The organism is Paenibacillus sp. RS8, from assembly GCF_041956825.1.
Taxonomy (GTDB): domain Bacteria; phylum Bacillota; class Bacilli; order Paenibacillales; family Paenibacillaceae; genus Paenibacillus_AQ.
The window spans coordinates 1478302-1492089 of sequence record NZ_CP168131.1 but is presented as its reverse complement, the minus strand read 5'-3'; the positions used below and the strand labels follow the sequence as shown (position 1 = coordinate 1492089).

Annotated in this window: 13 protein-coding genes; 11 read left to right on the top strand and 2 right to left on the bottom strand. The window is 45.1% G+C overall.

Going from position 1 to position 13788, the window contains the following annotated elements:
• Window positions 1-9: 9 nt before the first annotated feature.
• Window positions 10-750: a two-component system regulatory protein YycI gene (yycI, locus tag ACDZ28_RS07905; RefSeq protein WP_042131702.1), complete on the top strand. Its 741-nt coding sequence runs from the start codon at window positions 10-12 to the stop codon at window positions 748-750.
• A 14-nt stretch (window positions 751-764) separates the two neighbouring features.
• Entirely contained in the window at window positions 765-1574 is an 810-nt protein-coding gene (locus ACDZ28_RS07900) for an MBL fold metallo-hydrolase (protein WP_339288671.1), read from the top strand.
• Here the strand turns inward: ACDZ28_RS07900 and ACDZ28_RS07895 are convergent.
• Complete coding sequence (locus ACDZ28_RS07895) at window positions 1540-1749, bottom strand: hypothetical protein (RefSeq protein WP_375104417.1); 210 nt, start codon at window positions 1747-1749, stop codon at window positions 1540-1542. The two genes, ACDZ28_RS07900 and ACDZ28_RS07895, sit on opposite strands and share 35 nt — an antisense overlap.
• 477 nt (window positions 1750-2226) lie before the next feature.
• Here ACDZ28_RS07895 and ACDZ28_RS07890 point away from each other — a divergent pair, with 477 nt between their 5' ends.
• From ACDZ28_RS07890 to ACDZ28_RS07850, 9 genes are all read left to right on the top strand, one after another.
• Window positions 2227-3471 carry a S1C family serine protease gene (locus ACDZ28_RS07890; protein ID WP_042131699.1) on the top strand — a complete coding sequence of 415 codons (1245 nt, stop codon included), beginning with the start codon at window positions 2227-2229 and terminating at the stop codon, window positions 3469-3471.
• 419 nt (window positions 3472-3890) lie between these two features.
• Window positions 3891-4091, top strand: coding sequence for a cold-shock protein (locus ACDZ28_RS07885; RefSeq protein ID WP_019914582.1), 201 nt, complete (start codon window positions 3891-3893; stop codon window positions 4089-4091).
• Window positions 4092-4184: 93 nt separating this feature from the next.
• Window positions 4185-4415 carry a cold-shock protein gene (locus ACDZ28_RS07880; protein ID WP_042131698.1) on the top strand — a complete coding sequence of 77 codons (231 nt, stop codon included), beginning with the start codon at window positions 4185-4187 and terminating at the stop codon, window positions 4413-4415.
• 223 nt (window positions 4416-4638) lie between these two features.
• The gene (locus tag ACDZ28_RS07875) at window positions 4639-6033 is read left to right on the top strand and encodes a cytochrome ubiquinol oxidase subunit I (protein WP_042131697.1); all 1395 of its coding nucleotides are present in this window, start codon (window positions 4639-4641) and stop codon (window positions 6031-6033) included.
• A complete protein-coding gene (cydB, locus tag ACDZ28_RS07870; protein WP_375104416.1) occupies window positions 6030-7046 on the top strand; it encodes a cytochrome d ubiquinol oxidase subunit II in 1017 nt (338 codons plus the stop codon). The genes ACDZ28_RS07875 and cydB overlap by 4 nt, the downstream gene beginning before the upstream one ends.
• Window positions 7046-8812, top strand: a complete 1767-nt coding sequence (gene cydD / locus ACDZ28_RS07865; RefSeq protein ID WP_375104415.1) for a thiol reductant ABC exporter subunit CydD — start codon at window positions 7046-7048, stop codon at window positions 8810-8812. The genes cydB and cydD overlap by 1 nt, the downstream gene beginning before the upstream one ends.
• Window positions 8809-10560: a thiol reductant ABC exporter subunit CydC gene (gene cydC, locus ACDZ28_RS07860; protein WP_339288665.1), complete on the top strand. Its 1752-nt coding sequence runs from the start codon at window positions 8809-8811 to the stop codon at window positions 10558-10560. The genes cydD and cydC overlap by 4 nt, the downstream gene beginning before the upstream one ends.
• 227 nt (window positions 10561-10787) lie before the next feature.
• The gene (locus ACDZ28_RS07855) at window positions 10788-10955 is read left to right on the top strand and encodes a CxxH/CxxC protein (RefSeq protein ID WP_076120603.1); all 168 of its coding nucleotides are present in this window, start codon (window positions 10788-10790) and stop codon (window positions 10953-10955) included.
• A 138-nt stretch (window positions 10956-11093) separates the two neighbouring features.
• Window positions 11094-12238, top strand: a protein-coding gene (locus ACDZ28_RS07850) for an IS3 family transposase (RefSeq protein ID WP_339287325.1) whose coding sequence is annotated in 2 segments (ribosomal slippage) — window positions 11094-11382 and window positions 11382-12238 — 1146 coding nt in all. Because the reading frame shifts where the segments join, the coding sequence is not laid out codon by codon here.
• A gap of 103 nt (window positions 12239-12341) precedes the next feature.
• Here the strand turns inward: ACDZ28_RS07850 and ACDZ28_RS07845 are convergent.
• Entirely contained in the window at window positions 12342-13754 is a 1413-nt protein-coding gene (locus tag ACDZ28_RS07845; protein ID WP_375104414.1) for an MFS transporter, read from the bottom strand.
• Window positions 13755-13788: the final 34 nt, after the last annotated feature.

Here is a 13788-nt window from a genome sequence, read left to right as displayed (position 1 = left end):
GGTAAGGGTATGGATTGGGGAAGAGCCAAAAATGTACTAATTTGCGCCTTTTTAGGTCTGAATCTGCTGCTTTGTTATCAGTTGTGGATTGATTTGCGCGATCAGGTTAGTGCTAATCTCGATTTCACTTCCCTATCTGAAGAAACCCAAGCGGTGATGGAGCAAAAAGGGATTCGTGTGTTGTGTCCAATTCCTGCGTCTACCCCGCAGCTTCCTAATATAACTTATCGATATTCTGCTGAAGAGCAGAATGAGCCACCTATTAAATTAGATGTTCCTATAGATAGTAAGCTGATCTATTCTTCATTCTCTGACCTTAGCAAGGCGCTTGAGAGTCAAATTCCCGACATCGCCAATTATCGCTTCGATTCACAAGAAAGTGAAGTTGGGAAATTTGTTCTTCACCCGCTAGTTCAGAATCAGTGGTCGTTATTCCGAGTTAGACTAGAGTTGATTAATAGTGATCAGAAGATTGTAGCTTACCGCTCGCCGAAGATTGAAATTGGGGCAAGCAGTAGTGATAAGGAACAGAAGGTACTGCCGGCATCACAAGCGCTTAGTAGTTTGATTGAAAAATATTTTCCGGCAGACTCCGTAGTGAAGGAGATTGAACTTGGTTATTATGGTGAGCTGTTCAACTCCGAAAGTCAGGTAGCGTCGCCGATGTGGCGGTTCATGCTGGAGAACGGCAATGCCTATTATGTGGATGCTATTAGTGCGGACATCATCAGTCCGAAGACAACAGATTAGAAGGAGTAAGGAAAATGGGGATTTCATTTACAGTACTGTCCAGTGGTTCTACCGGAAATGTTACGGTGGTACGGAACGGGGAGACAACACTTATGATTGACGCAGGTCTGAGTGCCAAGCGGATCGATGAGCTGTTAGCCATGCGCGAGTTAACGGGTAATGATATAGACGGGATTCTAGTTACGCACGAGCATTCCGATCATATCAAGGGACTCGGGGCAATGGCCCGTAAATACGATCTTCCGATTTATGCAAACACCAATACCTGGGGTGCTATAGAGAAAGGCATTGGCAAAATACCGGACTATAACCGAATCATTATGGAGTCGGGGCAGCATAGGGATTTTGGCAGTCTGCGAGTAGAGTCGTTTGCGATTTCTCATGATGCGGCGGAACCGGTGGGTTACAATTTTTATGATGGAAAAGAGAAGCTGTGTGTAGCTACGGACCTTGGGTATGTTAGCGACAAGGTGAGAGATGCGATTTCAGATGCAGACGTATTGGTGCTGGAAGCGAATCATGATATTGAAATGCTGAGGATGGGACGTTATCCGTGGAATACGAAACGACGTATACTTGGCGATATGGGTCACCTTTCTAATGAAGCAGCCGGAGCAGCACTTAGTGAAATTCTCACAGGACGGACCAAGCGTACCTATTTAGCGCATTTAAGCCGGGATCATAATATGATGGATTTGGCTAAAATGTCGGTACGTTGCGCAATGGAGGATCGGGGTTGTTTCTTCAAGGATAGTGAGTTTAAGCTTTGTGATACGTATTATGATCAACCTACGCCATGGGATAAATTGAGCCAGTTATCATAAGCTGATCAAGCTCGGCGGTTTTTTGTTCTAATTCTTGGCGGGAGATCAGGCCTTTATCGATCATTAATTCGATCATAGCACTGAAGGCAAGGGTCATATGATAGTGTTCATCCTTTAAATCACCAAGTTTACCGATAAACTCAACCAGATCCATACTTGTAGAAAAAGAATTCATAATTATACCTCCTTATATAGTAAAAACAAAATTGGAGTTGTAAAAAATTCGCAGACCTTTTACCTCAGGAAAATCACGAATTGAGGGTTGCCTGTGATACAATTGTAGACATAATGAGCAAAACCTAAATTTAAGGAACATTTCTATTATTGTAGTCTTTTAAGATGCAAAATATTCCTAATAGAGAAGATATATTGAAAGATTCTAATATTCTTTCGATTAACTGAAACTATTGTGGGGTTAATGGATAAAGTGAAACCTTTTAGTGATTGTGAGAGTCTAAAAGTATGCAGTAATATGTGCTGAAATATAAGAACATAAGTGTTTTGCACCTAAGGTTCTTGTATGTCTTGTAATTCTCGCACAAATGCGTTTCGTTCTATTAAGGACGGCACAGGCGTTTATGCTTGGGATGTGATTGCTAGGTTCAAGTTTTAGAGACTGTGGACGCTTGGCAATAGAAGGGGGAGATTTTCGGTGGGATTGTTTGATGACGATTTCTATTCAACTAAAGTATCACGGTCCAGAGGGGATGAAGCATCAAAGGGATCATTTGCAAACCGCAAGCATTCTGTGCGAAGATCGCGCAAGGGCTTATCCACTTGGCAAATATCCGCCGTCTGCTCCTTAATCAGTGCTGTGGTGGCAGTGTTCTTATTCAGTGTGCTTACTGGACAAATGAGTCATGAAACTGCCCCGAAGTCGGTAGCAACAACTGGGGAGGTTACTCCAAGTAGTGATCCGTTTGACCGTATCATTCAAGCCGCTGCTACGGTTCGTCCTGCAGTAGTTAGTATTATCAATCATAAGGAAGATAATAAAGAATTGAACATTCTGGATGAGTCAGCATTAGGCTCTGGAGTGATTTATAAAAAGGTGGATAATAAAGCATTTATTATTACTAATAACCATGTTATCGAAGACTCCGGCAATCTTGAGGTCGTAACAGTAGATGGTGAGACACGTAAAGCTACACTTGTTGGTACGGATAAAGTGAGTGATATCGCAGTTCTTTCTATTGATGCTAAGGGTATCAATACGATCGCACAGCTAGGAGATTCCTCCAAGCTTCGCCTAGGTGAAACAGTCATTGCCATTGGTAACCCTTTAGGACTTGGAGACACATTGACCTCAGGGATTGTCAGCTATACTGAACGGAAGGTTCCTGTATCCTTAAATCAGGACGGCGTATATGACTGGGAGCAAGAGGTCATTCAGACCGATGCGGCGATTAATGAAGGTAATAGCGGCGGAGCACTTGTGGATCTGGATGGTAAAGTCATCGGTATTAACACGATGAAAATCTCCGATGCAGGTGTAGAGGGTCTAGGGTTTGCAATTCCAGCTAACCATGTGATAGATACCGCAAATGAACTGGCTGAAAAAGGGCGTATTGCCCGGTCCTACTTAGGTGTATATTCCGTAGATTTAAATAATCCTTACGTTCCTCTTGCAGAGGATCAACGGAAGGAACTGAACCTACCGAATAATGTTAAGGATGGGGTAGTCGTTCTGGATGCTGTTGGACCTGCAAAGGAAGCCGGAATACAATTTAATGATGTAATTACAAAATTTAATGATGAGCCTATTACATCCACACTCTCCCTTCGCAAGTATTTATATAATCAAACGAAGATTGGCGAGGATCTGAAGATCACCTATTACCGAAATGGGAAGGTCAATCAGACGACAGTTAAACTTCTTGAAAAACCAGAGGAATAATATACCGAAAGTCGGCATATAATGATATAGCAGTAATGACAAGTAGAACGGACTACCCCTTCAGTTGTGAAGGTAGACCTTCCTGAAATAGCGATACTTTGTATCGCTATCGGGGATCTGTTTCTTCTAAAGATTTGATAAATATGGCAATTATAAGCTGATTTAATGAATTTTGGGCTGACTGGCAACCCTTACATTGGAAGGTAATACTTATTAGGGTAGAACCGGATAAATCCGGATGCCAGCTTGCCTTTGCTAATCAGGTGTGGTAATATGATATCAATCATACATTTAGTCCCTAATTTTCGCATTGAAAAGGGCTGTTATATTTGGTAATACAACCTTTTTCAATGTGTGAATTTTTTCTTTGTTTGAAGATAAAAAGAACATATTAATTTAAATTTGTGGAGGTAACACACATGCAAACAGGTACAGTTAAATGGTTCAACGCAGAAAAAGGATTCGGATTTATCGAAGTTGAAGGCGGAAGCGACGTATTCGTTCACTTCAGCGCAATCACTGGCGACGGCTTCAAAACTTTGGACGAAGGCCAACGCGTTGAATTCAACGTTGTTCAAGGCAACCGTGGACCACAAGCCGAAAACGTTGTAAAACTGTAATAATAGAAGAAACCGTCCCAGCTTTTTGAAAGTTGGGACGGTCTTTTTATATCTAGTTAGTCACTATTGACTTACAGGATGGGAGGAACGGCAATGAACTACCGGAAGAAACCTTTGGAAGAAATACCGGAAGAAAATACCGCGATTTGGGCGTGTACCAATGATGGATGCAACGGATGGATGAGGGATAATTTCGCATTTGAACATGCGCCTTCTTGCCGTCTATGTGACTCTCCAATGGTTCGCAGCACGAAGATGCTACCACAATTGCTTAATTCGAATGGCGATCTCAAATCGCTGAAGAAGGGTATTTCCATTACCTAACCAATGCCTTTATGAGTCAAGCTTGTTATAGAGCAGTGAACAACTTCAAGACGGTTAAACCGTCTTATTTTTTTTGCTTTTTTTATGGTAAATTGTGATTTTTGTCACAAATCATTTGAATTTTACCGTTAAATACACCCCTTTGTGTGACATTAATCACAAAAAGACGTTTAAATTTTTGACACAATATAATTAACGAAAAGGGGAGAAGGAAGGGAAAAATATGGATACAGTAATGCTGTCGCGTATACAATTTGCGTCGACGACAATATTCCACTATTTCTTTGTACCGGTATCAATCGGACTAGCGCTCTTGATTGCCATTATGGAGACCATGTACGTTAGAAAAGGCAATGAAGAGTACAAAAGAATGGCGCAGTTCTGGGGAAAGCTGTTCCTCATCAATTTTGCAGTAGGGGTAGTTACAGGGATTTTGCAGGAATTTCAGTTCGGGATGAACTGGTCTGATTATTCACGTTTTGTGGGTGATGTCTTCGGGGCTCCGCTTGCAGTAGAAGCATTGGCAGCCTTTTTTCTGGAGTCTACGTTTATTGGAATCTGGATATTTGGCTGGGACAAAGTGTCCAAGAGAGTGCACTTGGCCTCCATCTGGCTGGTAGCATTCGGTACGATGTTATCTGCTTTCTGGATCCTGGCAGCAAACTCCTTTATGCAGCATCCAGTAGGATTTGCGATTAATAATGGTCGTGCAGAAATGAATGATTTCTTCGCGCTTATTACGAACGGACAATTGTTGGTTGAATTCCCGCACACGGTTCTTGCTGCGTATGCAACAGGTGCCTTCCTAGTAACGGGTATTAGTGCGTACAAGATATTGAAGAAACAAGATGTATCTTTCTTTAAGAAATCTTTTCAAATTGCAGCTATCGTAGGTATTATTTCTTCTATTGGTGTAGCCGTGGCAGGCCATGCGCAAGCACAGTATTTGGTTGAGACTCAACCTATGAAGATGGCGGCTTCCGAAGGACTATGGGGTAAGAGTGGTGACCCAGCGCCTTGGACCGTATGGGCAAATATTGATCCAGAGAAGCAAGAAAGTACTGGAGAATTTCAAATTCCGTATATGCTGAGCTTCCTTTCATACAGTAAATTTTCCGGTGAAGTTAAAGGTATGCTTGAACTGCAAGCTGAGTATGAGCAAACCTATGGCCCCGGTGACTATATTCCACCTGTACGTACGACATTCTGGAGTTTCCGGATCATGGTTCTAGCAGGAACGTTAATGATTGTACTGGGTATGTACGCTATGTATTTAATGTGGCGCAAAAAAATGGACCGTCCAAACACCTGGTTTATGCGGTTTATGTTATGGGGATTACTGCTTCCTCCAATCGCGAATACAGCGGGTTGGGTCATGACCGAATTCGGGCGTCAGCCATGGACGGTATTCGGACTGATGACCACGGAAGACAGTGTGTCGCCTAATATTACGAGTGGTCAGGTTCTATTCTCTGTTATTTCTTTTACAACGATTTACGCAATTCTCGGATTAGTACTGATTGGTTTGTTTATGAAAGTAATTAAAAAAGGTCCTTATGCGATGGATAACGATCACGGGGATTCGCATGATCCATATAATGAGGAGGGCGCCCAATGATATCTCTTAATGAATTGTGGTTTGTGCTGATTGCAGTTCTGTTTATAGGGTTCTTCTTTCTGGAGGGTTTTGATTTCGGCGTAGGAATGGAAACACAGATTCTCGTTAAAAATGATACAGAGCGCCGGGTACTGATTAACTCTATCGGACCTTTCTGGGATGCTAATGAGGTATGGCTACTAACGGGTGCGGGCGCAATGTTCGCGGCTTTTCCGGAATGGTATGCAACGTTGTTTAGCGGATTCTATATTCCTTTTGTCTTTGCTTTATTAGCTTTGATTGCGCGTGGTGTTGCTTTTGAGTTCAGAGGTAAACGAGATTCTGTAGCTTGGAAAAGAACTTGGGATGCTTGTATCTTTATTGGCAGCTTCCTCCCACCGTTCCTCCTTGCAGTAGTGTTCGCCAGCTTTATTAAAGGTTTGCCTATTGATGGCGATATGCAAATGTACGCAGGTTTTACAGATATCGTGAATGTATATACTGTAGTAGCAGGTCTTACGGTAGTTCTTCTCTGTTTGGTGCATGGTCTCATGTTCACAACGCTGCGTACAGTGGGTGATCTACAGGCTCGTGCTCGGAAGATGGCACAGAAATTGCTGATCCCACTTGCAGTTTTGTTTACTGCTTTTGTGATTATGACTTATAATATGACTGATATCTTCGAACAGCGCGGAACGGTTCTTATGATTATTGTAGCGCTTGGAATTATCGCTTTTGTGCTATCGGGTTATTTTATGAAGAAGAAGAAGGATGGCTACGCTTTTGGAATGACAGGAGCAGTAATGGCGTTGTCGGTAACTTCAGTCTTTGTAGGACTATTCCCACGTGTTATGATTAGTTCAATCGATCAAGCCTTTAATTTGACAATCACCAATGCGGCTTCGGGACATTACTCTTTAAAGGTAATGACGATTGTGGCACTGACCATCCTTCCATTCGTATTGGGATATCAAATTTGGAGTTACTTTGTCTTTCATAAACGCGTTCACGAGAAGGAGCATCTTGAATACTAATGGATAAAAATTTGCTTGGGTATAAAGGAGTTAAGCCGGTCTTTCTGATCGTTGGCCTCCTTACCCTGGTGCAAAGCATGTCCATACTTCTGCTGGCCAAATGGCTGGCAGAAGTCATCTCTGCGCTATTTGCGGGAGAACCTCTGAAGGAACAATGGGCTACTTCGCTATTGTTCCTTCTTGCATTTCTAGTGCGCCATGCTTGCGCCATGCTGATGAGCCGTATCTCTTACCGCTTTGCGGAAGCAACGGGCAGCAACATGCGGAGGGAAATGATGGATAAGCTCTTCCAGCTTGGACCCAGAATGGTGGGCGGGCGTGGAACCGGGGATCTTGTCACACTTGTGCTGGAAGGTGTAACAAAGTTCCGCACATATTTAGAAGCGATTATCCCTAGAATGGTAGGGATGTCAATTACACCGATTTTGGTGCTTATTTATATCTACAAGATGGATACCGCGAGTGGGATTATTCTTACGATCACCATGCCGATTATTATTGTTTTTATGATCTTGATCGGGATGACGGCTCGCAAGCAGATGGACCGTCAGCTAAAATCTTATCGCACCTTATCTAATCATTTCGTAGACTCCCTCCGTGGGCTAGAAACGCTGAAATTTCTGGGCCGCAGCCGTAGTCATAGCACGAGTATTGCCACCGTCAGCGATCGATATCGCTCGGCGACGATGCGTACACTGCGAGTAGCCTTTTTGTCCTCATTTGCACTGGACTTCTTTACGATGTTATCCGTTGCTTCCGTTGCAGTAAGTCTCGGTCTGCGTCTGGTCAACGATCAGATGACGCTTGTTACTGGCTTAACCATTCTGATCTTGGCACCGGAATATTTCTTGCCTGTCAGATTGGTGGGTTCAGATTTCCATGCTACTCTCGATGGTAAGGAAGCCGCTGAGGCAATGAAAAGCATTATAGATCAGGATGAAGTGAAAGCTGAAGTAGTAGGTTCTAATGGTAATCAAGCCTTAGATTCTGCATCAAAAACATCAGAAGAGATATTCACTTGGCATAAAAATAGCGTAATTACATTAAAGGATGTCAGTGTGAAATACGAGGAAGCCGGTCTTTCTTCGCTGGAAGCGGTGAACCTGCAATTTAAAGGAGCAAGCAAAATTGGAATTATCGGAGAGAGCGGGGCCGGTAAATCTACGTTAGTGGATATATTAGGGGGCTTTTTGCACCCTACTTCAGGAAGTATCACGGTTAACGGTACAACGGTTAGCGCATTAACGGATGAGGCTTGGAGAAAGCAGACTTCATATATCCCACAGCGTCCTTATATTTTTAGCGGTACATTGGCTGATAATATTCGCTTTTATTACCCAGAGGCTTCTATGGAAGCTGTGGCTGCAGCTGTGAAAGCTACCGGATTATCGGAGCTGGTGGCGACCCTTCCGAATGGCTTGGATGAAATGATCGGCGGCGGAGGTCGTTCGTTCAGTGGTGGGCAGGAGCAGCGGGTTGCGTTGGCTCGAGCTTTACTCAGCAGTCGTCCGATTATGTTATTAGATGAGCCAACGGCACATCTGGATATTGAGACCGAATATGAGCTGAAGGAGACGATGGTGCCTCTTTTTGAAGGTAAGCTGGTCTTTTTGGCAACACATCGCCTGCACTGGATGCTGGATATGGACATTATTGTAGTAATGAAGCAAGGACAAGTGGCAGAAATCGGTACCCATCAGGAGTTGCTTGCCCGCAAGGGTGCGTATTATGAGTTGATTGGGTCGCAATTGGAGGGAATCCATTGAAACGTGAAGGATGGTTTGCTCCGTATGTATCGTCGTATTTTTGGCGTTTTGTGCTTATTATCGTGCTTGGGGCATTGACGATTTTTACAGCCTCATCATTAATGTATACCTCAGGATTTCTGATCTCAAAAGCATCTACACCTGTCGAAAATATACTAATGATCTATGTACCGATTGTCGGTGTGCGGACGTTCGGGACGAGTCGGGCTGTGATTCATTATGTGGAACGCCTAGTTGGGCATGACACGATTTTGCGAATTCTATCTAAGATGCGTGTGCGTTTGTACAATATTTTGGAGCCTCAAGCGTTGTTTCTGTCCTCACGTTTCCGCACTGGGGATATTCTCGGGATGCTTGCGGATGATATTGAATATTTACAAAATGTATATCTGCGCACCGTATTTCCAAGCGTCATTGCTTTGCTGATTTACGGGGCTGCTGTGATTGCACTGGGTACTTTTGATATCGCTTTTGCGCTATTGATGGCTCTGTATATATTGGTGTTAGTAGTGGTGTTGCCGTTCTTATCTCTGCTCTTCACACAGAAGCGCCAACGTGAAGTGAAAGTAGAGCGTAATCGTCTTTATCAAAAGCTGACTGACGCCGTGCTTGGCATGGGTGATTGGGTCATTAGTGGGCGGCAAAGCCAGTTCGTAGACACTTATGAAGCAGATGAGAGAAAAGTAGCCCAAACCGATGCAGCGCTGCGCAGTTGGGCACGCCTTCGTACGTTCATTGGGCAAGCGGTAATTGGGATTGGCGTGCTTTCTATGCTGTATTGGGCCGCTGGAGAGTTTGCAGATGGTGCTATTGCGGGCACATTGATTGCGGCGTTCGTACTGGTTGTTTTTCCTGTAGCAGATGCCTTTCTGCCAGTGTCTGAAGCGGTGGAGAAAATCCCGCAGTACCGTAACTCCTTAGAGCGATTGTCTGGTGTAAATGGAACTGAGCAGAACATCGTCTCTGAAAAAGTAACTGTAGTCGATGCTCTACCTCAGGCCATGAAGAGTGCTCACATCAAGCTCGAAAATGTAGGTTACTACTATGGTTCAGAGGCTAACTGGTCGGTTCGCGATCTCAGCCTCGACATTCCACAAGGTAAAAAGATTGCGATCATCGGCCGAAGTGGTGCGGGTAAATCGACGTTATTAAAGGCTATTCAAGGTGTTATTGAGCCTTCTGACGGCTCGGTTACGATTAATGGTATCGCTGCAGATGCCTATGGTGAGCATATTCCTTCTATTATAGCGGTGCTTAATCAGAGCCCACACTTATTCGACACTACGGTAGCCAACAATATTCGTATGGGTGATCCGAAGGCTTCCGAACAAGCGATTAAAGAAGCTGGCGCCTTAGCCAAAATGGATACGTTGATCTCCTCGTTGCCAGATGGATATGATACCTTTGTCCGTGAAGCAGGGCAACGATTCTCTGGTGGAGAGCGTCAGCGGATAGCGTTAGCTCGTATTTTGCTGCAAAATACACCTGTCGTCATACTAGACGAACCGACTGTAGGGTTGGACCCGCGGACGGAACGTGATCTTTTGAAGACAATGTTCGAAGCCATGAAGGGTAAGTCACTAATTTGGGTAACGCATCATTTGGTCGGTGCGGAGCAGATGGATGAAGTGATTTTTATGGAAAATGGCTCGGTAGAAATGCGTGGAACCCATGCTGAGCTGATGAAAAAAGAACCGCGTTACCGCAGATTATATGAGCTGGATCGTCCGGTGGAGTTTCTAGGGTAGGATGGAGAGTTTAAGATAATATTTATAGAAAATAGAGAGAGAAGTGATGAGATTCCTTTTGCCCTTCGGGGTGGGAGGAATCTTTTTTTGGTGAAGGGCAAGAATATAGACAATGGATGAACAGATCGCTGGAATGGATAGATAGGAGTTCCATTTTCGTGGGAAGTATGGTAGAACAATAGAAGGAGTATTAGGCCGTAGCGGCACAGAATGGGATGCTTGGTTGAATGTATGTAGTATGTAAAGAACATGTGGAATTAGCTATTGATTTGTTTGTGGACGAGTATGAAGATGCACCAGATGTAGTGGATTTGAAGGAAACGGAATTCTCTGACTGGGACCCGCCGGCAAAGTGCACCCAATGTGAGAAGAACGCTGAATATTTGGTGGTCTAAGAGACCTTTAAGACTTATAAAAAAACACCTTGCAGTCCCAAAAGGGACTGACCCCATAACGTGAGACAAATCAAAACACCTTCAAAAGAATGGAACCTTGTCGTAAGATAAGGAGATCATCTTGGAGGTGTTTTTGCATTGGCAACCAGAGTAAGTTATCCCGTGGAAATAAAGATGAAAGCTATAGAAATGAGATTAGCAGGCGTACCTGTGAAAGAGGTTATGGAGCAGCTCGGAATACGGAATAAGACACAGCTAAAGACATGGATGAGATGGAATCGAAATGGTGAACGGCATCGTTTGCAGCAGCCGGTGGGTAAACAGTACAGCTATGGAAAAGGTCCGGAGGACTCTTCGGAGCTCGAAAGAGTAAAGGCAGAGAACCGATTCTTAAAACAACAATTAGAACTGCTAAAAAAGTACGAGGAGTTGGAGAGGAGGTGGAACCAGAGGCCGTTATTGCCTGGATCGAATCCATTCGAAACGAAGTGACGGTGTCTGAGGCTTGTAGATGGCTCGGAATCGCAAGAACGACTTACTACCGCTGGAAAGCAGCTGTGGGGACAAAGCATACAGACAAAGTGGTGGAGAAAATCCGGGAGCTTTGCATCCGTCATAAATTCCGCTACGGGTACCGGAAAATCACGGCGCTCCTTCGGATAGAGCAGAGTATAAATCACAAGCGAGTCCAGCGGATCATGCAGTGTGAGGGGCTTCAGTGCCGCGTGAGGATGAAAAAACGAAAGGTGACTGGGCAATCTGTACACTCCTTTGAAAATCTGCTCAAGCGACAGTTTCATGCAGAAGCACCTCTGCAAAAACTCGTCACGGACATTACCTATTTGCCATTTGGCGGGAAGATGTTGTACTTCTCCAGCATTCTAGACTTGTACAATGGTGAGATTGTGGCTTACAGTATAGCAGATAAACAAGATACCTCTTTGGTGTTGGATACGTTAAATCAACTTCCAAAGCAGGAAAAGATGTTGCTGCATAGCGACCAGGGCAGCGTGTATACGTCCTTTGCGTACCAGGAAGCTGTAAAAGGAAAAGGCATTACCATGAGCATGTCCCGTAAAGGAACGCCCGCTGATAATGCCCCCATTGAATCGTTTCATTCCACCCTAAAGTCTGAAACGTTCTACCTCGAAGATCTCACATCTACAACGACTGCAATCGTTGTAGAGACCATTCGAGACTACATCATTTACTATAACTCATTTCGAATTCAAGCGAAACTAAATAACCAGTCACCGATGGATTTCCGGCGACTGGCTACTTAAACTTGTAAGGTGTTTTGATCCCTGTCTCACAAACGGGGGTCAGTCCCAAAATGGGCTGCAAGGTGTTTTTGCGTAGAATAATATATTGGAGGGCTCATTAGTCTTATGCATCTGCCGCATCTGTCATGTTAGCCAGTGAACTACCTCGGCTGTTACGGCGGTAGACAATGGCTGAGATGATGGCAATTAGCGCCGCAATAGAGAGTCCCCAGTAAATGTTGGAGTAGGCGGCCCGGAGCGGCAGCCCACGCTGCCATTCCAGTGCGCTTGCAGCCATAGCTACGCTGAAGGCACCGCTAAAGAATTGCAGTAGCTGGAACAGTCCCATCCCGGAGCCGATTTGTGAGGAAGGCAGAATCCGTGAGATTTCATTGGATACACTACTAGACAATGTAGTGAAGGCAAGACTCATAATCATATAGATGAGCATGACGGCAATCCAGGATCGCCCCGCAAAAACAGCGAACAGGACGGTAGCAGTCAGCACAAGCAGTGGAGCGAAGCGCAATATCCCCGCATTGCCATAACGGTCGATGATTCGTCCGACAGAACGGGAAACGAAGATTGCGAGCAGCGATCCTGGAAAGATTACAAGCCCGGCATGACTTGCACTGAAGCCAAAGCGATGAGTCAAAATCTGTGGCAGCAGGAACAAGGTGGCGAAGCTGCACAGATAGGAGGCGATTCCGACCACCGCCAGCACGAGATATGAGCGGTTACGGAAAAGCGCGGGCATTACAAATGGGTCGGGCGTGCTGCGGATCCGGCCAACAAATAAAGCGATGGCAAGAAGTCCAGCGACCAAGGCCACCCACAGCCCACTAGTCAGGAACAGCAGCAGACCGGTGGTGCCGACGCCCAAGAGCAGCCCACCAAGCACATCGAAGGAGCCTCGGGTGGCCACCTCTTTAGGCAGCAGGATAAGGAACAACGGCACGAGAAGCAAAATAGCTGCCGTTACAGCGAACAACCAGATCCAGCCGAGATATTCGACGATGGCTCCGCCCGCGACCGGACCAAGGCCTAGGCCGAGTGAAACGGCTGACATAATCGTCGCCATCGCTTTGCCGCGACGGGCTTGCGGGACATAACGTGTAAACAGAACAAGAGATAAGGACATTACAGCGCCCGCGCCCGACGCCTGTAGAATGCGCACGATAAGCAGAAAGATAAAGTTGGTGCTGAAGAAGCCGGCTACAGCCGCAAAGCCCAGCGTCAACAGACCTATCACCAGCAGGCGGCGGATCGGCAAGAAATCAGAGAGCCGGCTGTACGTGATTGAGGCAATCGAAAACATAATGGAATACCCGGTAACAATCCAAGAAGCGGATGCAGCTGTAATGCCGAAGGCTTCAGTTACATCAGGCAGTGCCAGATTGAACATGGCTGTATTCATGATGACGAGAACCACAGCGATGCTGAACAGAAGAGTCAGCAGGCCTTCCCGTGGAAGAGTCGCTTCCGGAGCGGAGGCTTCATGATCCGCATTCGCGGAAAGGTTATTTACAGAAGTCATGTGCGAAGCACTCCTTTTATTATTGTTTAATAGT

Excerpts from the sequence above, each read along its gene's own strand:
- yycI (WP_042131702.1), top strand. The coding sequence starts at position 10 with ATGGATTGGGGAAGAGCCAAAAATGTACTAATTTGCGCCTTTTTAGGT.
- ACDZ28_RS07900 (WP_339288671.1), top strand. The coding sequence starts at position 765 with ATGGGGATTTCATTTACAGTACTGTCCAGTGGTTCTACCGGAAATGTT.
- ACDZ28_RS07895 (WP_375104417.1), bottom strand. The coding sequence starts at position 1,749 with ATGAATTCTTTTTCTACAAGTATGGATCTGGTTGAGTTTATCGGTAAA.
- ACDZ28_RS07885 (WP_019914582.1), top strand. The coding sequence starts at position 3,891 with ATGCAAACAGGTACAGTTAAATGGTTCAACGCAGAAAAAGGATTCGGA.
- ACDZ28_RS07880 (WP_042131698.1), top strand. The coding sequence starts at position 4,185 with ATGAACTACCGGAAGAAACCTTTGGAAGAAATACCGGAAGAAAATACC.
- ACDZ28_RS07875 (WP_042131697.1), top strand. The coding sequence starts at position 4,639 with ATGGATACAGTAATGCTGTCGCGTATACAATTTGCGTCGACGACAATA.
- cydB (WP_375104416.1), top strand. The coding sequence starts at position 6,030 with ATGATATCTCTTAATGAATTGTGGTTTGTGCTGATTGCAGTTCTGTTT.
- cydD (WP_375104415.1), top strand. The coding sequence starts at position 7,046 with ATGGATAAAAATTTGCTTGGGTATAAAGGAGTTAAGCCGGTCTTTCTG.
- ACDZ28_RS07855 (WP_076120603.1), top strand. The coding sequence starts at position 10,788 with ATGTATGTAGTATGTAAAGAACATGTGGAATTAGCTATTGATTTGTTT.
- ACDZ28_RS07845 (WP_375104414.1), bottom strand. The coding sequence starts at position 13,754 with ATGACTTCTGTAAATAACCTTTCCGCGAATGCGGATCATGAAGCCTCC.